This is a genomic window from Streptomyces sp. NPDC052016, from assembly GCF_044548445.1.
GTDB lineage: Bacteria > Actinomycetota > Actinomycetes > Streptomycetales > Streptomycetaceae > Streptomyces.
Genome location: NZ_JBIUBX010000048.1, coordinates 1 through 24,264 on the forward strand (window position 1 = coordinate 1; position 24,264 = coordinate 24,264).

General features: G+C 72.9%; 5 protein-coding genes and 1 pseudogene. 5 read left to right on the forward strand and 1 reads right to left on the reverse strand.

From position 1 onward, the window contains the following. The 3 genes and pseudogenes from ACIHAR_RS38580 to ACIHAR_RS38590 all read left to right on the forward strand — a co-directional run. The coding region (locus ACIHAR_RS38580) for a type I polyketide synthase (RefSeq protein WP_400023899.1) at nucleotides 1-5,498 on the forward strand (5,498 nt) is incomplete at its 5' end. A gap of 31 nt (nucleotides 5,499-5,529) precedes the next feature. Next, nucleotides 5,530-17,214: an SDR family NAD(P)-dependent oxidoreductase gene (locus tag ACIHAR_RS38585; protein ID WP_400023901.1), complete on the forward strand. Its 11,685-nt coding sequence runs from the start codon at nucleotides 5,530-5,532 to the stop codon at nucleotides 17,212-17,214. A gap of 113 nt (nucleotides 17,215-17,327) precedes the next feature. After that, nucleotides 17,328-20,597 (forward strand): annotated as a pseudogene (locus tag ACIHAR_RS38590) (type I polyketide synthase); the annotation flags it as partial. A gap of 30 nt (nucleotides 20,598-20,627) precedes the next feature. On the opposite strand, the gene ACIHAR_RS38595 reads toward ACIHAR_RS38590, so the two are convergent. Beyond that, nucleotides 20,628-21,512: a TIGR03620 family F420-dependent LLM class oxidoreductase gene (locus ACIHAR_RS38595; protein ID WP_365471681.1), complete on the reverse strand. Its 885-nt coding sequence runs from the start codon at nucleotides 21,510-21,512 to the stop codon at nucleotides 20,628-20,630. Between the two features lie 294 nt (nucleotides 21,513-21,806). Between ACIHAR_RS38595 and ACIHAR_RS38600 the strand changes: the two genes are divergently transcribed. Next, nucleotides 21,807-22,970 carry a cytochrome P450 gene (locus ACIHAR_RS38600; protein WP_365471678.1) on the forward strand — a complete coding sequence of 388 codons (1,164 nt, stop codon included), beginning with the start codon at nucleotides 21,807-21,809 and terminating at the stop codon, nucleotides 22,968-22,970. Nucleotides 22,971-22,997: 27 nt separating this feature from the next. Then, nucleotides 22,998-24,224, forward strand: coding sequence for a cytochrome P450 (locus ACIHAR_RS38605; protein WP_400023903.1), 1,227 nt, complete (start codon nucleotides 22,998-23,000; stop codon nucleotides 24,222-24,224). The last annotated feature ends 40 nt before the right edge of the window (nucleotides 24,225-24,264 follow it).

Genomic DNA, 24,264 nt, shown 5'->3' on the forward strand with positions numbered 1-24,264 from the left:
GTCCGTCGCAGGAGCGGGTGATCCGTCAGGCGTTGGCCAATGCGCGGGTGTCGGCGGCGGACGTGGACGTGGTGGAGGCGCACGGCACGGGGACGAAGCTGGGCGACCCGATCGAGGCGAACGCCTTGCTGGCGACCTATGGTCAGGGGCGGCCGGAGGAGTCGCCGCTGTGGCTGGGGTCGATCAAGTCGAACATCGGTCATACGCAGGCTGCCGCGGGTGTGGCGGGTGTGATCAAGATGCTCATGGCGATGCGCCACGGTGTTCTGCCGAAGAGCCTTCACATCGGCGAACCCACACCACACGTGGACTGGACGGCGGGTGCGGTGGAGTTGCTGACCGAGGCGCGGGAGTGGCCGCAGGCGGAACGTCCGCGCCGGGCCGCCGTGTCCTCGTTCGGTATCAGCGGCACCAACGCCCACATCGTGCTCGAGGAGGCGCCTCGGACGGCACCCGAACCCCGGCCCCGTGTGCAGTTGCCGGTGCTGGTGTCGGCGAAGTCCCAGGCCGCGCTGGCCGCCCGGGCCGGCCAGGTGCATCGTCTGCTCGAAGAAGGCGTGGATGCGGCCGTTCTTGCCTCCACACTGGCCACCCGCGTCCCCCAACTGCCGCACCGGGCCACCGTGTCGGGCGCGGACCGGTCGGAACTGGCTGCGGGACTCGCTGCTCTGGCCGCCGGTGAGGCGGCGACGCATGTCGTGGAGGGTCTGGCCTCCGGCGCGGGCAGGACGGTGTTCGTCTTCCCGGGGCAGGGTTCGCAGTGGGAGGGCATGGCCCTGGGCCTGCTGGAGTCCTCCCAGGTGTTCGCCGAGCAGCTCTCCGCGTGCGCGGAGGCGCTGGCGCCGTACACGGACTGGTCCCTGCTGGACGTCCTGCGGGGTGTCGACGGGGCCCCGGGTCTTGACCGGGTGGACGTGGTGCAGCCCGCTTTGTGGGCGGTGATGGTGTCGCTGGCCAGGCTCTGGCAGTCGGTCGGTGTGCGTCCGGATGCGGTGATCGGGCACTCGCAGGGCGAGATCGCGGCGGCCTGTGTGGCCGGGGCGCTGTCGCTCGAGGACGCGGCGAAGGTCGTCGCGCTGCGCAGTCGGGCGATCGTGCGGCTGGCCGGAACGGGTGGGATGGTCTCGGTCGCACTGCCGGCGGCCGAGGTGCGTGAGCTGATCGCCGACCACGGCGACGCCATCGACATCGCCGCCCACAACGGACCGTTCAGCACCGTCGTGTCGGGCAACCCGGAGACACTGGCGGCCGTCGTCGCCCGGTGTGAGGCCGAAGGCGTCAGGGCGCGCACCATTCCGGTGGACTACGCCTCCCACTCCTCCCATGTCGACCTGCTCGAGGACGAGTTGCGGACACTGCTGGCCGACCTCACGCCGCGCGCCGCCGACATCACCTTCTGTTCGACCGTCACCGGGGAGCCGCTGGCCGGCGAGGAGCTCGACGGCGCCTACTGGTACCGCAACCTCCGCCGGACCGTCCAGCTCGAAGAGGCCACCCGCACCCTGCTCACCCAGGGACACCGGCGGTTCATCGAGATCAGCCCGCACCCGGTGCTCACCTCCGCCATCGGTGACACGGCCGACGAGGCCGGTGTCGACGACGTCGCCGCCGTGGAGTCCCTCCGGCGCGACGACGGCGGGCTGGACCGCTTCCTCGCCTCGGCGGGCAAGGCGTACGCCCGGGGCGTGACCGTGGACTGGGCAGCCGTGCTCGGCGGGCCGGCAGCGGCCGTCGAGCTGCCCACCTACCCGTTCCAGCGCCGCCGGCACTGGCTGACGGGCACCACGGGCGGTGGTGACGCCACGGCGTTCGGACTGCGGGAGGTGAGGCACCCGCTGCTCGGCGCCGCCATCCGGGCCGCCGACACCGAGACGCTCATCTTCACCGGGCGTCTGTCCCGGAGCGCCCAGCCCTGGCTCGACGAGCACGCCGCCCTCGGCACGGTGCTGCTGCCCGGCAGCGCCCTGGTCGAACTCGCCGTCCAGGCGGGCGACCGGGCCGGCTGCAGCCAGATCGAGGAACTCGTCCTCGAGGCGCCCGTGACCTTCGGCGACACCGGGGACCGGGACATCCAGGTGCTGCTCGGCGCCCCCGACGAGGACGGCCGCAGGCAGGTCGGCATCCACTCCCGCCCGAGTGGTGACGACGGCGACTGGGTGCGGCACGCGGCCGGAACCCTGACCGCCGTGGCCCCGGAGCCGTCGTCGGATCCGGTGGCCTGGCCGCCGCCGGGAGCCGAGCCCCTGCCGGTGGAGAACTTCTACGAGGGGCTCGCGGCCCGCGGCTACCACTACGGGCCGACCTTCCAGGGCGTGCGTGCCGCATGGCAGGCGGGCACGGACGTGTACGCCGAAGTACGGCTGGCGGACGAGGTCGAGGACAGCGGGTTCACCCTCCACCCCGCGCTGCTCGACGCGGCCCTCCACGCGATCTCCCTGGTCGGCGAAGCGGACCAGGTCCGGCTGCCGTTCAGCTGGGCCGGGGTCGCCCTCCACGCCGCCGGAGCCCGTTCGGTGCGGGTCCGGCTCACGCAGACCGGAGCCGACACGATCTCCGTGCTGATCGCCGACGAGACGGGTGCGCCGGTGGCGACCGTCGACGCGTTGACCGTACGGGCGGTCGACCCCGACCGGCTCTCCGCCGACCGCCCCGAGCGGCAGGCGCTGTTCGAGCCGGCCACCGTCGCGGCCGAACCGGCCGAGGCGCCGGCCGGCGAGCGGTGGGCGCTGCTCGGCTCGGACCTCGCGGAACTGGACGACGTACTGGCCGAGGCGGACATCGCCCCCACCCGGTACGCGGACGTCTCCGAACTGGCCGCCGCGGGCGGTGCTCCGCCGGAGCGCGTGCTGTGGTGCGTCCCGGCCGGTGGGGCGGGTGTGCCCGACAGCGCGCTGACCCTGGCGGTCGACACGCTCGCCGTCCTCCAGCGATGGCTTGCCGCGCCCGCGTCGGCGGAGACCCGGCTGACCGTCGTCACCCGGTCCGGCGACCTCGCGCACGCCGCGCTGAGCGGCCTGATCCGAACGGCCAGGACCGAGAACCCGGGCCGCGTACAGCTGCTGAGCCTCGACGGCCACCCCGACAGCCTGCGCGCGGTGCCGACCGCGGCGGCGGCCGGACCCTCGGAAGTGCTGCTCCGCTCCGGAGCCCTCCTGACGCCGGCGCTGGCCCGGACCACGGGCGCCGCTGAGCTGGTCCCGCCCTCCGGTCGGGAACCCTGGCGCCTGTCGCTGACCATCCGCGGAGAGCTCGACAGCCTGTCCCTCACCGCCTGCCCGGATGTGCTGGCACCCCTCGGCGCCGGCCAGGTACGGGTCGCGGTGCGGGCCGGCGGCCTCAACTTCCGTGACGTCCTGCTGGCGCTGGGCATGGTGCCCGACGACGAGCGGCCGCCGGTGGGCGAGGGCGCCGGTGTGGTCCTCGCAGTAGGACCGGACGTCACCGGGTTCGCCCCCGGCGACCGGGTGATGGGGCTGTTCTCCAGTGGCGTCGGGCCGGTCGCCGTCACGGACCACCGGCTGATCGCGGCCATGCCCAAGGGCCTGACGTTCGCACAGGCCGCGGGCATTCCCGTGGTGTACCTGACCGCCTACTACGGACTGGCCGACCTGGCCGGCCTGCGCTCCGGGGAGTCTCTGCTCGTGCACGCCGCGACCGGCGGCGTCGGCATCGCGGCCGTCCAACTGGCACGGCACTGGGGCGTCGAGGTCTACGGCACCGCCAGCCCCGGCAAGTGGGACACCCTGCGCGCCATGGGGTTCACCGACGACCACATCGCCAACTCGCGCACACTGGAGTTCGAGGAGCGGTTCCGGTCGGCGACCGACGGCCGAGGCGTGGACGTGGTGCTCAACTCCCTGGCCCGCGAGTACGTGGACGCCTCCCTGCGGCTGCTGCCGCGCGGGGGCCGGTTCCTGGAGATGGGCAAGACCGACATCCGCGACCCTGAGGAGGTCGCCGACGGACGGCCGGGCGTGCGGTACCAGGCGTTCGACGTGCTGGACGCCGGAGCGGACCGGATCGGCCGGATGCTCGACGAGATCCGTGCGCTGTTCGACGAGGGTGCTCTCAGCCCCATGCCGATCTCGGCGTGGGACATCCGCAGGGCACCGGAGGCCTTCCGTCACCTCAGCCAGGCCCGCCACATCGGCAAGGTGATCCTGACGGTGCCCAGCCGCCCGGACCCGGAGGGCACGGTGCTGGTCACCGGCGGCACCGGAGTACTGGGCTCGCTGGTCGCACGTCATCTGGTCGCCGAACACGGCGTGCGCCGTCTGCTGTTGCTCAGCCGGCGGGGAGCGCAGGCCACCGGTGCGGCCGCACTCCGGGCGGAACTCCGCGACGCCGGGGCGGAGGTGACCGTCGCCGCGGTCGACGCGGCCGACGGCGAAGCCCTCGCCGAGGTGCTCGCCGCCATCCCGGCGGAACACCCCCTCACCGGAGTGGTGCACGCGGCCGGAGTGATCGACGACGGCACCCTGGAGGGTCTCACCCCGGAGCGGCTGGCGACGGTCTTCCGCGCCAAGGTGGACGCCGCCTGGCACCTGCACCGGCTCACGAAGGACCTGGACCTGTCCTTCTTCGTGCTGTTCTCGTCGCTCGCCGGCACCCTGGGCAACGCCGGCCAGGGCGGGTACGCCGGAGCCAACACGTTCCTGGACGGCCTGGCCGCCCACCGCGCCGAGCTCGGTCTGCCCGCGACCTCCATCGCCTGGGGGCTGTGGGCGCGGACCAGTGAGATGACGGGCCACCTCGACGAGGCCCGTCTGCGCCGCCTGGAGCTGATGGGGATGGCAGCGCTCACCGACGACCACGGCCTCGCCCTGTTCGACGCCGTCCTGGACAGCCCTCGGACGTTCGCGGTCGCCGCGCCCGTCGACATGGCCAGGCTCCGAGCGAGCGGCCAGCCGCTGCCCGAGCTGCTGGCCGGGCTGGACGCACCGACCGGTGGCCCCGCCCGCCGCAGGGTGGTGGAGGCGGGTCCGTCCGGCGCCGGTTCGCTGGCGGACCGGCTGGCCGCACTGCCCGGACCGCAGCAGGACAAGGCCCTGCTGGACCTCGTCCGAGGTGCCGTCGCGACCGTCCTGGGGCACGCCAACGCCCAGGAGGTGACCGCCGACCGCGCGTTCAAGGAGCTGGGCTTCGACTCCCTGACAGCCGTCGAACTGCGCAACCGGCTCAACAACGCCACCGGCCTGCGGCTCCCGGCCACGCTCGTCTTCGACCACCCGACCCCGGAGGCACTCGCCCGGTTCCTCCGCGCCCAGGTGGTCCCGCAGCGGCAGACGACCGCCGAGTCGCTCGCGGCCGAACTCGACGCGCTCCAGCCCGACCTGCTGGACGCGGCCGCCCGCCAACTGCTGACCGACCGGATGCGGGACCTGCTGAACAGGCTGGACGGCCACGCGGGTGCCGTGCCCGACGAGGACCGGGACCTGGAGTCCGCCACGGACGACGAGATCTTCGACTTCATCGACAGTGAACTCGGCTCCGCCTGACCTGCCTCTACCTCGAAGGTGTTGACGCACGATGTCCAATGAGCAGAAGCTTCGCGACTACCTGAAGCGGGTCACCGCCGATCTCCAGAAGACCCGCCGGGAGCTCCGCGACGCCGAGGCCGGCCGGCACGAGCCGATCGCGATCGTCGGTATGGCCTGCCGCTTCCCCGGGGGAGTGGACTCCCCCGAGGGACTGTGGGACCTGGTCCACGACGGTGTGGACGCGATCACCGACTTCCCCGCCGGGCGGGGCTGGGACGCCGAGGGCCTGTTCGATCCCGATCCCGAGAACCCCGGGAAGTCTTACGTCACCAAGGGCGGCTTCCTCCACGACGCGGACCGGTTCGACGCCGAGTTCTTCGGCATCAGCCCCCGCGAGGCGGCCGCCATGGAACCGCAGCAGCGGCTGCTGCTGGAGACGGCGTGGGAGGCCTTCGAACGGTCCGGCATCGACCCGGGTTCGCTGCAGGGCCAGACGGGCGGCGTCTTCGTCGGCGCGATCGCCCAGGACTACGCCACCCGGCCGGGCGAGACCCCGCCGGACCTCGAGGGTTACCTGCTGACGGGCAACACCACCAGCGTGGCCTCGGGCCGTCTGGCGTACACCTTCGGGCTGGAGGGCCCGGCGGTGACGGTGGACACCGCCTGCTCCTCGTCCCTGGTGGCCCTCCACCTCGCCGTCCAGTCGCTGCGTGACGGCGAGTGCGGGCTCGCCCTGGCCGGCGGTGTCACGGTGATGGCCAGCCCCAGCTTGTTCGTGGAGTTCAGCCGGCAACGCGGTCTGTCGGCCGACGGCCGCTGCCGGTCGATGGCCGCCTCCGCCGACGGCACCGGATTCGCCGAAGGGGCGGGTCTGCTGGTGCTGGAACGGCTGTCGGACGCTCAGCGCAACGGGCACCGGGTGCTGGCGGTGATCCGGGGGTCCGCCGTCAACCAGGACGGTGCCAGTAACGGCCTGACCGCGCCGAACGGTCCCTCGCAGGAGCGGGTGATCCGTGCCGCGCTGGCGAACGCGCGTCTGTCGGCGGCGGACGTCGACGCCGTGGAGGCGCACGGCACGGGCACGAAGCTGGGCGACCCCATCGAGGCCCAGGCATTGCTGGCCACGTACGGCCAGGCCCGCGAAGAGGACAACCCGCTCTGGCTCGGCTCCATCAAGTCGAACATCGGTCATACGCAGGCTGCCGCGGGTGTGGCGGGTGTGATCAAGATGGTCATGGCGATGCGGCACGGGACGCTTCCGGCGACGTTGCACGTGGACGAGCCGACGCCGCATGTGGACTGGTCCGCGGGTGCGGTGGAACTGCTCACCGGGGCTCGGGAGTGGCCGCAGGCGGAGCGCCCGCGTCGGGCGGGGGTGTCCTCGTTCGGTGTGAGCGGCACCAATGCGCACGTGATCCTGGAGCAGGCGCCCGCGGTGGAAGCCGCCGTGGAAGCCGCCGTGGAAGACGCCGTGGTGGAGTCGTCTGCGGTGGACGGGGCCGTCACGGCCGCCGTGGAGGGCGTGGTGCCGTGGCTGGTGTCGGCCAAGTCGGCGGAGGCGCTGGCCGAGCAGGCGGGGCGGCTCGCGGCGTTCGTGGAGCATCGGCCCGATCTGGAGGCCGGTGCGGTGGGGCGTTCGCTGGCGGTGACGCGGGCGCGGTTCGATCACCGTGCGGTGGTGCTCGGCGGGTCCCGCGAAGAACTCCTCGAAGCATTAGGGAAGCTGGCCTCGGGGAACGCCTCGGGAGCTGTCGTTACCGGCCAGGTGATGCCCGGCGGCGGCATGGCGTTTCTGTTCTCGGGTCAGGGCAGTCAGCGGTTGGGTATGGGCCGTGAGCTGTATGAGGGTGAGCCGGTGTTCGCGGCTGCCTTCGACGAGGTGTGTGCGGCTCTGGACGCGCATCTGCCGCAGCCTCTGGCTCCGGTCATTCTCGGTGAGCCGGAGTTGCTGGGGCGTACCGGGTTCACCCAGCCGGCGTTGTTCGCGATCGAGACGGCGTTGTTCCGGCTGGTCACCCACTACGGGGTCACTCCTGATTTTCTGATCGGGCATTCGGTGGGTGAGCTGACGGCGGCTCATGTGGCGGGTGTGTTGTCGTTGGAGGACGCTGCTCGGCTGGTGGCTGCTCGGGCGCGGTTGATGGACGGTCTGCCTGATGGTGGGGCGATGGTGGCCCTGCGTGCGGATGAGGCGCGGGTGTCGGCCTGGCTGGAGGGCCGGGCGGGTGTGGACATCGCCGGTTTGAACAGTCCGGGCAGCACGGTGGTCTCGGGTGACGAGGGTGCGGTGCTGGAGGTCGCGGCGCTGGCCGAGGGCGAGGGTGTGAAGGCGACCCGGCTGAAGGTCAGCCACGCGTTCCACTCCTCCCACCTCGACCCCGTCCTGGAGGAACTCACTGAGATTGCAACCACGCTGACGCATCACGCGCCGACCATCCCCGTGATCTCCAACGTCACCGGTGAAGTGATCGAGGAGTACGCGCCCGAGTACTGGGCGGTTCAGGCCCGCTCGGCGGTGCGTTTCGCCGATGGTGTGGCCGCGTTGGCCGATGCGGGTGTGACGGTGTTCGTCGAGCTCGGTCCGGACGCCACCCTGGCGGGTCTGGCTCGGGAGTGCCTGGCTGAGAAGGCGGACATCGATGCCGTGGTGACACCGGTTCTGCGGCGCGAGCGCCCGGAACAGCGCACCCTGGTCTCCGCCCTGGCGGCACTGTACGTGCGGGGTGTCACGGTCGACTGGACCCCCCTGCTCCCGGGCACGGACCTTACCGATCTGCCCACCTACGCCTTCCAGCGCGAGCGTTTCTGGCTGGACGCGCCGAGGTCGGCGGACGCGGCCGGGCTGGGACTGGAGTCCGCCGGTCACCCGCTCCTGGCCGCGGAGGTACAGCCCGCCGACAGCGACACGCTCATTCTGACGGGCCGGCTGTCGCTGTCGACGCACCCCTGGCTGGCCGACCACATGATCGGCGACACCGTGCTCGTGCCCGGCACGGCGTTCCTGGAACTGGCCGTCCGCGCGGGTGACCGGCTGGGGTGTTCCACCGTCGAGGAACTCACCGTCGAACAGCCGCTGATCCTGCCGGCCACCGGCAGCGTGCAGACGCAGCTCACCGTCGCGGCACCCGACGACACGGGTCGCCGTGGAGTCGCCGTGCACTCGCGGCAGGGCGGGGGCGACTGGATCCGGCACGCCACCGGTCAACTCGGCGGCGCTCCCGCCGGTGAGCCCGGGCAACTCGCGCAGTGGCCGCCGCAGGGCGCCGACCCCGTGCCGGTGGAGGGCTTCTACGACCGGCTGGCGGAGCTGGGCTACCACTACGGGCCCGCGTTCGCGGGGCTGCGCGCCGCATGGCGTGCCGGCGACACGGTGTACGCCGAGGCCGAACTGTCCCAGGACCAGCAGGAAGCAGCCGCGGGCTTCGGCATTCACCCCGCGTTGCTGGACTCCGCCCTGCACGCGATGGCGCTGTCCGCGGAGGAGTCCCCGTCGGGCTCGGTCCGGCTGCCGTTCGCCTGGACGGACGTCACCCTGCACGCCACCGGGGCGACCCGGGTGCGGGTCGCGCTCACGTCCACCGGCGACGACACGGTGTCGCTGCTCCTCGCCGACGAGTCGGGTGAACCGGTGGCCGCCGTGGGCGCGTTGACCCTCCGGGCCGTCGCGGCCGACCGGATCGCGGCGGCCGTGTCCGAACCCGGAGCGCTGTACGAGGTCGAGTGGGTGCCCACGGAGCTGGAAGCACAGACGGGGCCGGGCGATGACCTGGTCGGACTGCACGACCTCGACGGGGAAGGCCTGGCGTCCCTCGGCGCCACCGCACCCGGCGTGGTCGTCGCCCGTTTCGGAACGGATGGAGCCGGCACCGACGGTCCGGTGGGCGTCGTCGACGCCACGCACCGGCTCGTCGGCCGTGCCCTGCGGTTGGTGCAGGACTGGCTCTCCGACGAGCGCTGCGCGGACAGCAAACTGGTGTTCCTGACCCGGGCGGCCGTGCGGGCCCTGCCCGGCGACGCGGGAACCGATCTGGCCGCAGCCGCCGTGCGGGGCCTGATACGGACGGCGCAGTCCGAGAACCCGCGCCGCTTCGTGCTGGTCGACGTGGACGGACACGAGGAGTCCGAGCGGGCCGTCGCGGCAGCCGTGGCCACGGGCGAGGACGAACTGGTGATCCGCCGGGGCCTCGCCCACCGGCCGCAGCTCGCCCGGCCGACCGACAAGGACGTCCTGCGCGCACCGGCCGAGGGCGACTGGCGACTCGACGTGACCACCCCCGGGACGCTGGAGGCGCTCGAACTGCTGCCCCTGGCTCAGGAGGAACCGCTGGCGGAGGGCGAGGTCCGGATCGCCGTACGCGCGGCAGGCCTGAACTTCCGCGACGTCATGATCGCTCTGGGCATGTACCCCGACCGCGCGCTGATCGGCAGCGAGGGCGCCGGCGTGGTCCTGGACGTCGGGCCCGGGGTCACCGACCTGGCACCCGGGGACGCGGTGCTGGGCCTGCTGGCCGGCGGCGTCGGACCCACCTCCGTCACCGACCGCGCACTGGTCACCAGGATGCCCGAGGGCTGGTCGTTCGCGACCGCGGCGTCCGTGCCGATCGTCTTCCTGACCGCGTACTACGCGCTGGTCGACCTCGCGGAGCTGCGGGCCGGCGAGAAGGTGCTCGTGCATGCCGCCGCCGGTGGCGTCGGCATGGCCGCCGTGCAACTCGCCCGGCACCTCGACGCCGAGGTCTTCGGCACCGCGAGCACCGGCAAGTGGCGCACGCTGCGCGAGCAGGGCCTGGACGACCGGCACATCGCCGACTCCCGGACCCTCGACTTCGAGTCGCGGTTCCTCGACGTCACCGGAGGCCGCGGAGTCGACGTGGTGCTCGACGCCACCGCGCGGGAGTTCGTGGACGCGTCGCTGCGGCTGCTGCCGCGCGGCGGACGCTTCCTGGAGATGGGCAAGACCGACATCCGTGAGGCCGCGCAGGTGGCCGCGGACCACCCGGGCGTGCGGTACCGCGCCTTCGACCTGATGGAGGCGGGCCCGGAGCGGATCCAGAAGATGCTGACCGAGCTGATGGCCCTCTTCGCGGCCGGCGTCCTGCGCCCCCTGCCGGTCACCTCCTGGGACGTGCGGCGCGCGCCCGAGGCGATGCGCTTCCTCAGCCAGGCCCGGCACGTCGGCAAACTGGTCCTCCAGGTACCCACCGGAGCGCAGCCGGACGGCACGGTCCTGGTCACCGGAGGCACCGGTTCACTCGGTGCCAGGATCGCCCGGCACCTGGTCGCCGAGCACGGGATCCGGAACCTCCTGCTGGTCAGCCGCCGTGGCCCGGCCGCGGACGGCGCGGAGGCGCTGCGCGCCGAACTGGCGGCCGCCGGCGCACATGTACGGATCGAGGCCTGCGACACCACCGATCGGGACGCGCTGGCGGCGCTGCTGGAGTCGATCCCGGCCCGGCACCGGCTGACCGGGGTCGTCCACACGGCGGGCGTGCTCGACGACCGCCTCATGGGTGATCTGACCCCCGACCGGCTGGCAGCCGTGCTGCGCCCCAAGGTGGACGCGGCCTGGCACCTGCACGAGCTGACCGCGGGCAGCGACCTCGCGATGTTCGTGCTGTTCTCCTCGCTGGCAGGGCTGGGCGGCAACCCGGGCCAGGGCAACTACGCCGCGGCGAACGCGTTCCTGGACGCGCTCGCGCAGCTTCGCCGGTCCCGCGGGCTGCCCGCCACCTCGCTGGCCTGGGGCCCGTGGGCCGGCGACGGGATGGCCGCCGGCCTCGCCACCGCGGACCGGACCCGGTTCCGCCGCGGCGCGGTGCGTCCGCTGGCCGAGGACCAGGCCCTGCGCGCCTTCCGCACGGCCGTCGGCGGCGACCGCGCCCTGCTGGTGCCCGTGTCGCTCGACCTTCAGGCGGTGCGCAGGCTGGCCGAAGCAGGTGAGCTGCCGGGAATGCTGCGCGGCCTGGCCCGCACACCGGCCCGGCGTACCGTCACCGGCCGGTCCGGCGGCAGCGCGCCGGCGGTCGAACTCGCCGGACTGTCCGAGGCCGAGCAGGAGCGCCGGCTGGTGGATCTGGTCCGTGCCCAGGCCGCCACCGTGCTCGGGCACTCCGGACCGGATGCGATCACCGCCGGCCGCGCGTTCACGGAGTCGGGCTTCGACTCGCTCACCGCGGTGGAGTTGCGCAACCGGCTCAACGCCGCGACCGGACTCCGGCTGCCGACCACGCTGGTCTTCGACCACCCGACCCCGCTGGCTCTCGCGGCCCATCTCCGCTCGGAGTTGCTCGGCGGCCGGACCGGCGCCGCGCCGGCCGGCGACGGCTCGTCGGCCCCGACCACCGACGACCCGATCGTGATCGTCGGCATGGCCTGCCGGTTCCCCGGTGGAGCCACCTCGCCCGAGGACCTGTGGCGGCTGGTGGCCGACGGCGTCGACGCCATCGGCCCGTTCCCGGTCAACCGCGGCTGGGACGTCGAGGGCCTCTACGACGAGGACCCCGAGGCGGCAGGCAAGTCGTACGTCCAGGAGGGCGGCTTCGTCCACGACGCGGACCTCTTCGACCCGGACTTCTTCGGGATCAGCCCCCGCGAGGCCACCGCGATGGACCCGCAGCAGCGCCTGCTGCTGGAGACCTCGTGGGAGGCGGTGGAACGGGCCGGGATCGACCCGGCGGCGCTGCGCGGCAGCAGCACCGGCATCTTCGCCGGCGTGATCGCCGGTGACTACGCCTCGCGCCTGCCGCAGGTCCCGGAGGGCTTCGAGGGGTACCTGTCGACCGGCAACACCACCAGCGTCGCCTCCGGCCGGATCTCGTACACGCTCGGTCTGCAGGGCCCCGCGGTCACCGTGGACACCGCGTGCTCGTCCTCCCTGGTCGCGGTCCACCTCGCCGCCCAGTCCCTGCGCCAGGGCGAATGCGACCTCGCACTCGCCGGCGGCGTCACGATCATGGCGGGCGCGGGCAACTTCGTGGAGTTCAGCCGGCAGCGGGCCCTGTCTCCCGGCGGCAGGTGCCGGGCCTTCGCCGCGGACGCCGACGGGACCGCGTGGGGCGAGGGCGCCGGCATGCTCCTGCTGGAACGCCGGTCCGACGCACGGCGCAGGGGCCACCGGATCCTCGCGGTCGTGCGGGGATCGGCCGTCAACCAGGACGGCGCCAGCAACGGGCTCACCGCACCCAACGGCCCTTCCCAGCAGCGCGTCATCCGTGCGGCGCTGAACAACGCCGGCGTCCCCGCCCAGCAGGTGGACGTGGTCGAGGCGCACGGCACGGGCACCGCACTGGGCGATCCGATCGAGGCGCAGGCCCTGCTGGCGACCTACGGCCGTGACCGAGCCGCCGACGAACCGCTGTGGCTGGGGTCGATCAAGTCGAACATCGGCCACACGCTCGCCGCGGCGGGTGTCGCCGGCATCATCAAGATGGTGCAGGCCATGCGCCACGGGACGCTCCCCAGGACCCTGCACGTGGGCGAACCCAGTGCCGAGGTCGACTGGACCGAGGGTGCCGTGAGTCTGCTGACCGAGGCCCGGCCCTGGCCGGAGCGCGACCATCCGCGCCGGGCCGGTGTCTCGTCCTTCGGCATCAGCGGCACCAACGCCCATGTCGTCCTGGAGCAGGCACCCCAGGAGGAGCCGCCCGCGGAGCCCGCGCCGTTCGCCGGTCCCGTTCCCCTCGTCCTGTCCGGGCGAGGCGCCGGGGCGCTGCGCGACCAGGCCGCCCTGCTGCGCGACCTCGTCGCCGACCGGCCCGCACTTCCCCTGGGTGACCTGGCGCACGCGCTGGTGACCACCAGGACGGCCTTCGAGGACCGCGCCGTGGTGGTCGCCGAGGACCGGGACGAACTGCTCCGGGGACTCGAGGCGTTGCTCGCCGACCGCCCCGCGGCCAACGTCGTCCAGGGGGAGGCGGGGGAACCCGCGGAAGCCGTGTTCGTGTTCCCGGGGCAGGGATCGCAGTGGCCCGGCATGGCGCTGGAACTCGCCGACCGCTCGCCGGTGTTCGCCGAGCGGCTGGCCGAGTGCGCGACCGCGCTGTCCGCGTACACCGACTGGTCGCTGCTGGACGTGCTGCGCGGCACTGAGGACGCCCCGTCGCTCGACCGGGTGGACGTGGTCCAGCCCACGCTGTGGGCCGTGATGGTGTCGCTGGCCGAGCTGTGGCAGTCGTACGGGGTGCGACCGGCCGGCGTCGTCGGGCACTCGCAGGGCGAGATCGCCGCGGCCTGTGTTGCGGGCGCGCTCAGCCTGGACGACGCCGCCAAGGTCGTCGCGCTGCGCAGCCGGCTGATCGCCCGCCGGATGGCGGGCAAGGGCGGCATGGGGGCGGTCCCGCTGCCCGTCGCCGAGGTCCGTGAACTGCTCGCGCCGTGGCGGGACAGGATCGACGTCGCGGCGGTCAACGGCCCGGGCTCGACGGTGGTGTCGGGTGACGCCGAGGCCCTCGCCGAGTTCCTGGACACGTGCACCGCACAGGGCGTCCGCGCCCGCCGGATCCAGGTGGACTACGCCTCGCACTCGGCGCACGTCGAGGAGATCCGGGAGGAACTGCTGGACACGCTCGCCGGGATCACCCCCCGTGAGGCGCGCGTCGCGTTCCACTCCACGGTGACCGGCACCACGCTGACCGGCACGGAACTGGACGCGGAGTACTGGTTCAGGAACCTGCGGCAGCCGGTCGGCCTCGAACCGGTGATCACGCGGCTCGGCGCCCCGGGCGGCCGGCTCTTCGTCGAGATCAGCCCGCACCCCGTGCTCACGATCGGCATCCAGGAGACCCTGGAGACGGCCGGGTCGACCGCGCGCGTGGTGGGATCGCTGCGCCGGGACGAGGGAGACCTGAACCGGTTCCTGCTCTCCGCCGGACAGGCCCACACCCTCGGAGCGCCGCTCGACCTGACCTCGCTGCTCGGAACCCCGTCCCGCGGCCGGGTCGAACTGCCGACGTACCCCTTCCAGCGCCGTCGCTTCTGGATGGACGCCACGGTCACGGCGGTGGACGCCACAGCCCTGGGACTCTCCCCGGCCGGCCACCCGCTGCTGGGTGCGACCGTCGAACTCGCCGGGGGACAGGGTCTGGTCGCCACCGGAGCCGTGTCGCTGCGGTCGCAGCCCTGGCTCGCCGACCACGCCGTGGCCGGCACCGTCCTGCTGCCGGGCACCGCGTTCGTCGAACTGGCCCTGCACGTCGGCGCCCGGGCCGGTTGCGACAGGCTCGACGAACTCACCCTCGAGGCACCCCTGGTCCTGGGCCCGGAGGAGACGTTCCAGGTGCAGGTGGCGGTCGGCCGGGAGGACGGTTCCGGCATCCGTACCGTGGAAATCCACTCCCGAGCCGGGACCGAAGGGGAGTGGACCCGCAATGCGGCCGGCCTGCTCTCGCCGGACGACACCGCGGACACGGACGCCGCACCACTCACGGAGTGGCCGCCGCCCGGAGCCGAGCAGGTCGACATCGGCGGACGCTACGACGAACTCTTCGTGCGGGGCTACGAGTACGGGGCCGTGTTCCGGGGGCTGCAGGCCCTGTGGCGGGCCGGTGACGAGTTGTTCGCCGAAGTGGCCCTGCCCGAGGGGGAGGAGGACGGGCGCTTCGCCCTGCACCCGGCCCTGCTGGACGCCTGTCTGCACGCGATGGTGTCCGGCGAGCCCTCCGACACGGTCCGGCTGCCCTTCGCCTGGAGCGGCGTCCGGCTGCTGCGGGACGCGGGAGCCCGGGTCCGGGTGCGCCTGTCGCCCCACGCCGGCGACCCGCAGGCCATGGCGCTGACGGTGGCCGACGACACCGGTACACCGGTGGCCACCGTGGACTCGATCACCGTCCGGCCGATGCCGGCCGAGCACCTGCGGACGCTCGGCGGCGACGACCGTTCCCTCTACACCGTCACCTGGACGCCCGTCGCGCTGCCCCAGCCGCCCGCCGGAGCACGGATCGCCGTGGCGGGAGCCGACCCCTTCGGTATGCCGTACGGCGCTCCGGCCGAGGACGAGGCACTCGACTGGCTGGTGCTGCCGGCCGGCGGCACGCCGACGACCGGGCCCGGGGAGGTGCGCGAGCTGTCCGGCCGCGTGCTGCTGGCCCTGCGTGAGCGGCTCGCCGACGAGCGGTACGCGGACACCCGCTTCGCGGTGGTCACACGGGGCGCCACGGCCGCCGACCCGTCGGACTCCGTGCCGGACCTGGCCGCGGCCGCGGTATGGGGCCTGGTCCGCTCGGCACAGTCGGAGAACCCCGGAAGGATCACCCTGATCGACCTGGCGGAGGGGGAGAACGAGCCCGTCCCGGCACTGGACTCGGCGCTCGCCGCCGACGAACCCCAACTGGCCTTCCGCGCGGGGGAGGCCAGGGCGCCCCGCCTGGTCCGGGCGACCCCGCAGCCGGAGAACGAGCCCGTCCGCTTCGACCCGGACGGCACCGTCCTCGTCACCGGCGCCACCGGCACCCTCGGCTCACTGCTGACCCGCCATCTGGTCGCCGCACACGGAGTACGCCGTCTGCTGCTGCTCAGCCGCCAGGGCCGGGCGGCCGCCGGTGCCGAGGAGACGCTGGCCGAGCTGGCCCGGCTCGGCGCCGAGGCGGAACTGGTCGCCTGCGACGCCGCCGATCGCGCCGCGCTGGCCGAGGTGCTCGACGGCATCGATCCGGCCCGCCCGCTGACCGCCGTCCTGCATCTGGCCGGCGCCCTCGACGACGGCGTCCTGGAGTCCCTCACCCCCGGACGGCTGGAGACCGTGTTCCGTCCCAAGGTCGACGCCGCCTGGCACCTGCACGAGCTGACCCGCGACCTGAAGCTGAGCGCCTTCGTGCTCTTCTCCTCCGCGGCCGGCACCCTCGGCAACGCCGGCCAGGCCAACTACGCGGCGGCCAACGCCTTCCTCGACGCGCTGGCGGCGCGACGCCGTGCGGCCGGGCTGCCGGCCGACTCGCTCGCCTGGGGGCTGTGGGCGGAGGCGTCCGGCATGACCGGCTCGCTGACCTCCGGCGACTTGTCCCGGCTGTCCCGTGGCGGTGCCCGACCGCTGACCTCGCAGGAGGGCCTGGACCTGTTCGACCGGGCGCTGGTGGGCGGGTCCGCGGCCGCCGTGCTGCCGGCCGCCCTCGACCTCTCGGCCCTGCGCGCCGCGGCCGCCGCGGGCACCCTCGCGCCGCTCTTCCGGGAACTGGTGCGGATGCCGTCCCGGCAGTCGCGCAGGACCAGGACGGTGAACCTCCCCGAGCGTCTGCGCGGACTCTCGGCCGAGCAGCGCCTGGAGGTCACCCTGGAGCTGGTCCGCGGCACGGTCGCCGCCGTCCTCGGACACGCCGACACGGCCTCCGTCGACCCGGAACGCGCCTTCAAGGAACTCGGGTTCGACTCGCTCACCGCCGTCGAACTCCGCAACCGGCTCAACTCGGCGACCGGGCTCCGCTTCCCCGCCACGCTGGTCTTCGACCACCCGACTCCCGCGGCGATCGCCGGACACATCGTGACGGCGCTGGCCCCCGAGGAAACCCCCCGCCCGGCGGACTCCCAGGACCTGCTCGCCGAACTGGAGCGCCTGGAGGCAGGACTCACCGGGGTGCCCGCGGACGACGAGACGCGCGACGAGATCACCCAGCGGCTGCGGCGGATCCTCGCCACGTGGGACACCACCCCGACATCCACCGACATCGCGGAACGGATCACTTCCGCGTCGACCGCGGACGTCTTCGCGTTCATCGACCAGGAGCTTGGGCGGAGGCCCTCATGACCGGCAACGAAGAGAAACGCACCGAAGAAGGGCGCACCGAGGTGAAGCGCGGGGAAGAAGGGCGCACCGGAGACATGCGCACCGGCGGCGGGCGCGCCGAGGACAAACCCACCGAGGAGAAGCTCGTCGACTACCTCAAGTGGGTCACCGCCGATCTGCACCAGACCCGCGAACGCCTGCGGCAACTGGAGTCGGCGGCACCGGAGCCGATCGCGATCGTCGCGATGGGCTGCCGGTTCCCCGGGGGCGTCCGCACGCCGCAGGAGCTCTGGGAGGTCCTGTCCCGAGGCGCGGACACCATCGGCGAGTTCCCCACCGGACGCGGATGGGACCTGGAGCGGCTCTACGACCCGGACCCCGACAAGAGCGGCACCAGTTACACCCGGGAGGGCGGTTTCCTCCACGACGCCGACGCCTTCGACCCCGCCTTCTTCGGACTCAGTCCGCGCGAGGCCACCGCGATGGACCCCCAGCAGCGGCTCCTCCTGGAGGTCGCCTGGGAGACGTTCGAGCACGCGGGCATCGAGCCGCGCAGTCTGCGCGGCAGCCGGACCGGCGTGTTCGCGGGCGTGATGTACGGCGACTACGCCACCCGGCTGCGCACGGTGCCCCCGGACCACGAACCCTTCCTGGGCAGCGGCAGTGCCACCAGCGTGGCGTCCGGCCGGGTGGCGTACACCTTCGGTCTGGAAGGCCCCGCCCTCACCGTCGACACGGCCTGCTCCTCCTCCCTGGTCGCGATGCACCTCGCCGTCCAGGCATTGCGCAACGAGGAATGCCGGCTCGCGCTCGCGGGCGGGGTGACCGTCCTGTCCACGCCCTCCGTGTTCACCGACTTCAGCCGTCAGCGCGGGCTGGCGCCGGACGGCCGGTGCAAGCCGTTCTCCGCGGCGGCGGACGGCACGGGCTTCGGCGAGGGCGTGGGTCTGCTGCTCCTGGAACGGCTGTCCGACGCGCAGCGCAACGGACACCGGGTGCTCGCCGTGATCCGCGGCTCCGCCGTCAACCAGGACGGTGCGAGCAACGGGCTCACCGCCCCCAACGGTCCTTCCCAGGAAAGGGTGATCCGGCAGGCGTTGGCCGACGCCCGACTGACCACGCAGGACGTGGACATGGTGGAGGCCCATGGCACGGGCACCACTCTGGGTGACCCGATCGAGGCCCAGGCCCTGCTCGCCACCTACGGCGAGGACCGGCCCGCCGACCGGCCGCTGTGGCTGGGCTCGATCAAGTCGAACATCGGGCACACCCAGGCGGCGGCCGGCGTGGCCGGTGTGATCAAGACGGTCCTCGCCCTGCAGCACGAGACGCTGCCGGTGAGCCTTCACGCCGAGACGCCGTCCCCGTACGTGGACTGGTCGGCCGGCCATGTGCGGCTCCTGAGGGACGCCGTGGCCTGGCCCCGTACCGGGACACCGCGCCGGGCGGGCGTCTCCTCCTTCGGGATCAGCGGTACCAACGCCCATGTGATCGTGGAGGAGGCGGTGGCGCCCGAGCCGGCGCGGCCCGATGGGGCGGTGGCGCCGCAGGTGGTTCCCTGGCTGGTCTCCGGGCGGACGGAAGCCGCGGTGCGGGCCACCGCCGACCGGCTCGGCCGGTTCCTGGCCGAGCGGCCCGAGGTGTCCGCGGCCGACGTGGCCGCCACCCTCGCCGCCCGTACCCGTTTCGACCACCGTGCCGCGGTGGTGGCACAGGACCGGGAGACGCTGATCCGAGGGCTGCGGGGCATCGCCCTGGGCGAGCCGGCCGTCGGAGTGGTGCGCGGGCACGCCTCGGCCTCGGGCCGGACGGCCTTCCTCTTCACCGGGCAGGGCAGCCAGCGGCTGGGGATGGGCCGGGAGCTGTACGAGGCGGTCCCCCGGTTCGCGGAGGCGCTGGACGAGGTGTGCGCGGAGTTGGACCGGCACCTGGACCGGCCGTTGCTCGGTGTGCTCTTCGCGCCGGTCCGCTCGGACGAGGCGGCCCTGGTCAACCAGACGATCTACACCCAGGCCTCGCTGTTCGCGGTCGAGGTCGCGCTCTACCGGCTGGTCGAGCACCTAGGGGTGCGGCCCGACTACCTGATCGGCCACTCGATCGGGGAGCTCGCGGCCGCCCATGTCGCCGGGGTGTTCTCGCTGCCCGACGTGTGCCGCCTGGTGGCCGGACGCGGGCGGCTGATGCAGTCGGCCGCGTCCGACGGCGCGATGGTCGCGGTGGCCGCGGACCACCGGCGGGTGCACGAGTCGGTGGCGGCCGACCGCCGGGTCGGCATCGCCGCCATCAACGGCCCGCGGGCCACTGTGATCTCCGGTGACGCCGAGGCGGTCACCGAGCTCACGACCCACTGGCGCCGTCAGGGGGTGCGGACCAAGCGGCTGCGGGTCAGTCACGCCTTCCACTCGCACCACCTGGACCCGATCCTCGAGGAGTTCCGGCAGATCGCCGGCGGCGTACGGTACGAGCAGCCGCGGATACCGATCGTCTCCAACGTGACCGGCGCGCTCGCCGCCTCCGGGGAACTGTGCTCGGCGGACTACTGGGTCCGGCACGTCCGCCAGACGGTCAACTTCCTCGACGGGGTCCGCTGGCTGGAGGAGCACGGCGTCGACCGGTTCCTGGAGCTCGGCCCCGAGGCGGTGCTGTCCGGCATGGTCCAGGAGTGCACGACGGCCGCCCCCGCACTGGTGGCTCCGGTCATGCGAAGCGGCCAGGCGGAACTCACCACGCTCACCACCGCGCTGGCCTCGGCCCACGTGCAGGGCGTCTCCGTCGACTGGGACGCCTTCCTCGCCGGCGGCGGAGCCCACACGGAACTGCCGCCGTACGCGTTCGCCCGGCACCGGTACTGGCTGCACGACACCGGGGAGCCCACCGGCTTCGACGCGGAGCTGTGGGCGGCCGTCGAAGCCGCGGATCCCACCGTGGTGGCCGAGCTGCTGGGCGTCGACGAGGAGTTGGCCGAGCCGCTGCGCGCCGTGCTGCCCGCGCTGGCGGCCTGGCGCCGGCAACGCGGCGCGGACCTGCGGCGCGACCCTGTGGAGCCCTCGCCCGACGAGACGGGCGCGGGCGACGACGAACCGGAGCTGCTGCGGGCCCGGCTGTCCGGCCTGTCCGAGCCCGAGGCCGAGGAACTGCTGCTCGAGCTGATCCGTACACAGACGGCCGTGGTCCTCGGTTTCGGGTCCGTGGAGGAGGTCGACGTCGAGCTGGGTTTCCTGGAGATGGGGATGTCGTCCTTCACGGCCCTGGAGCTGCGCAACTCCCTGGTCGTCAGCACCGGCCTGGAGCTGCCGCCGGTGGTGGTCATGGACCGCCCGACGCCGAGGGAGCTCGCCCGGCACCTGCTCGGTGAGCTGTCCGCCTCCCTGGGCGCCGGCCTGAGCGCCGACGCCGGCGTCTGACGGCCCGCGCCCGGGGACGCCGCCGGACCGTCAGTGTGGCAGGCCGGCCAGGTCGCGCCACTGACGGTCCGGCAGCATGTCGGGCGCCGTGCCGATCACCGAAAGGGCGACGTGGTCGGCGCCCGCGTCGAAGTGCTCCCGGACCCGTGCGGCGATCGCGTCCCGGTCCCCCCACACGACCAGGGCACGGACCAGGCGTTCGGCCCCCGGGCCGGACAGGTCGACCGAGTAGCCGAGGTCGCGCAGCAGATGCGCCCGGTTCGGCAGCGACTCCGACACATGGGACCAGGCCCTCTCCCGGGTCGTCGCGTTGTCGGGAGCCGGCAGGACGGCCTGGACCACGCCCAGGAACGCGTCCGGCCCCATCAGGGCCCTGGTCCGCGCGGTGTGCTCGACCGGCATGCCGAAGGGCAGGGCGCCGTCGGCCCGTTCGGCCGCCAGCGCGAGCATCTTCGTGCCGACGGCGCCGATCACCCGGTTGCCCCGCTTCGGCGCACCGGGCGGGCCGAAGGGAGCGGAGTCCATCCGGTCGAGGTACCCCCGCATCGTGGGAACCCGTGGGCCGTACGGCAGTCCGCGGATCTGCTCCACGAACCACGGGTGGCTGATCCCGAGTCCGAGCAGGAACCGGTCGCCGAAGGCCTCGAGGAGCGTGCGCTGCGCCTGCGCCATGGTCACGGGATCCCGCCCGTACACCGTGGCCACGCCGGTGGCCACGGTCAGCCGAGAGGTACCCGGCAGCAGTAACGCGGCCTGTGTCAGCGCCTCCCGGCCGGACAGCTCGCCCAGCCACAGCGCGGAGTAGCCGAGTTCCTCGATCTCCCTGGTGGCCGCCACGGCCCGTGAGACGGGCACGTTGTCGAACTGGTTGGTCCACAGTCCGAGTTTCCCGACGTTCAGCTTCGTGCGTGTCATCTGGCCCCACATCCCTTGACCGACAAGGCAGTTCACATAATACGGTACGCGATCGTTCTCTACCGGGGATCGTGCGGCCCGCGGAGAGTCGGTCCAGAGGGATCCGTGGTCCTGCTTTAGGCCTGCCTAAGAGCCGCGGCCGACCATCGAGGACGAACGCTGACTGAGCTGCGCCCAGCAAAGGAGTGCCCCTTGTCCGAGCCCGTTGCGTCCGATACCGCAGAGGCCGATGTCGCCGCAGCCCCGTTCCCCTTTCCCGTAGGCCCCGATCGGTACCCCTTCCCGGACGGACCGATGGGACGTCCCTCACCCGAGTTCGCCCGCCGGCGCAAGGAGTGTCCCGTCGGCGAGGTCACCCTGCCGCTGGGTGACAAGGTGCTGCTCGTCGTCACGCACGCCGACATCCACGCGATCATGAGCGACGACCGCCGGTTCGTGCGGGACCTCTCCAAGCCCGGCACGCCGAAGATGTTCCCCAACATGGAGGTCCTCGAGGACCCCACGCTCGTCATGAACATGGACGGCGAGGACCATCTCCGGCTGCGTCGGATCGTCAACCCCACGATGACCCCCCGCCGCGTCGAGGGATGGCGTACGGAGCTGCGCGAGCTCGTCGACGAGGTGATCGACGAGATGGAGGCCAAGGGCTCGCCGGCCGACCTGATGACCGACTACGCCAACAAGCTCCCGGTCAAGTTCATCCTGCGTCAGTTCGGTCTGCCGGACTCCGACGGCGAGCGGCTCACCCGCTGGGTCGGCACCTGGGTCTCCGTCGCCGAACAGGACGAGATGGCCGCGGTGCGCGCCGAGTTCAGCGCGTGGGTCGCGGAGACCGTGGAGCGGTCGCGGGCCAATCCGGGAACGGCGCTGGTCGACGTCCTGGTCAACGCCCACGACGAGGGCGACCGGATGTCGAACGAAGAACTCGAGTCGATGATCCGTTCCATGGTCGTCGCCGGGCTCGAGTCGATCGGCAACGGCATCAGCCGGGCGCTGTTCACCCTCCTCTCGGAGCGCGACTACTGGGAGAAGATGGTCGCCGACCGCTCCCTGCTGACCGGTTCCATCGAGGAACTGCTGCGCGTGAACCTGCCCGGTGGCGGTTCCGTGGGCATCCTGCGCATGGCCGCGGAGGACGTGGTGCTCCCCTCGGGCACCCTCGTCCGCAAGGGGCAGTGGGTGTCGACGCCGCAGATCGGCGCCACGCACGACCCGGAGGCCTTCCCGGAGCCGGAGAAGTTCCGGGCGGACCGTCCCAAGTCGACACCGACGATGGTGTTCGGCGCCGGCCGCCACTACTGCCCCGCGGCCCACCTGGCCAAGGCCGAGATCGAGATAGCCCTGAGTGCCCTGATGGACCGGTTCCCGACGCTGCACATGACCGTCAAGCCCGAGGAACTTCCCTGGGACCACACCCACTTCAACGTCGGCATGCCCTGCCTTCCGGCTGCCTGGTAGCCCAACCCCTCCCAGAAGGGCCACGTCATGTCCGAGAACCCACAGGCGGACGCAACACCCGCACCCTTTCCCTTCCCCGACGGGCCGATGGCTTCCCCGCCGCCCGAGTTCGCCCGCCGACGAGCCGTGTGCCCGCTGAGTGAAGTCACCCTGCCCACCGGCGACCGGGCGATGGTCGCGGTCAAGCACGCCGACATCCAGCAGATCATGAGCGACGACCGCCGCTTCAGCCGCGATCTGTCCGCGCCGGACGCGCCGCGGCTGTTCCACAACCTGCTCATGCTGGAAGACCCGACGATCCTGCTCAACATGCACGGCGAGGACCACCTGCGGCTGCGCCGCATCCTGGCGTCGGCCTTCACACCGCGCCGCGCCGAGCAGCGGCGGCCGGAGATCCAGGAGAGCATCGACGCCGTGCTCGACGAGATGGAGCAGTCCGGCCGGCCGGCGGATCTCATGTTCTTCGCCTACAAACTGCCGACCCGGCTCACCTGCCGGATGCTGGCCATCCCCGAGGAGGACGCCGAACAGCTGCTGAAGTGGGTCTCCGCCTGGCTGTCGTTCTCCATGCCCCGCGAGGAACTGGACAAGGCGGCCGCCGACTTCAACGACTACGTGGTGGCCCTGACCCGGCGGCGGCGCGCCGAACCGGGCGATGCGCTGATCGACCACCTCATCAGCGCCCGCGACGTGGACGACCGGCTCTCCGAGGAGGAGCTGGTGTCGACGATCCGGACCCTCATCATCGGCGGCAACGAGACCATCGCCAATTCGATCAGCCGGATGATGTTCACCCTGCTGCGGCAGAGGGACCTGTGGGAGACCCTGCAGAAGGACCGGTCCCTGATCCCCGCGGCGATCGAGGAACTGCTCCGCCACAACCCGCCCGGAGGCGGAGCGACCGGTCTCATGCGACTGGCCACGGAGGACGTGGAGCTGGTCTCCGGATCGGGCACCATCCGGGCCGGCCAGGCGGTGTTCACCCCGTTGGTGGCCGCCGCGTACGACCCGGAGGCCTTCCCGGAGCCGGAGCAGGTCCGCTTCGACCGGCCGAAGTCGCCCAGCACCATGCAGTTCGGCGCGGGACGCCACTTCTGCCTCGGCGTGCACCTCGCCCGCACCGAGCTGGAACTGATGCTGACGGCGCTCCTGGACCGCTTCCCGGACCTGCGCCTCGCCAAGGAACCGGAGGACCTTCGCTGGTCCGACGGGAGCTACGGCGTCACGATGCTGGAGCTGCCGGTCGTCTGGTAGGGAGCGGGCCGATCCGGCCGCGAGATTCGGGGACCGGGAC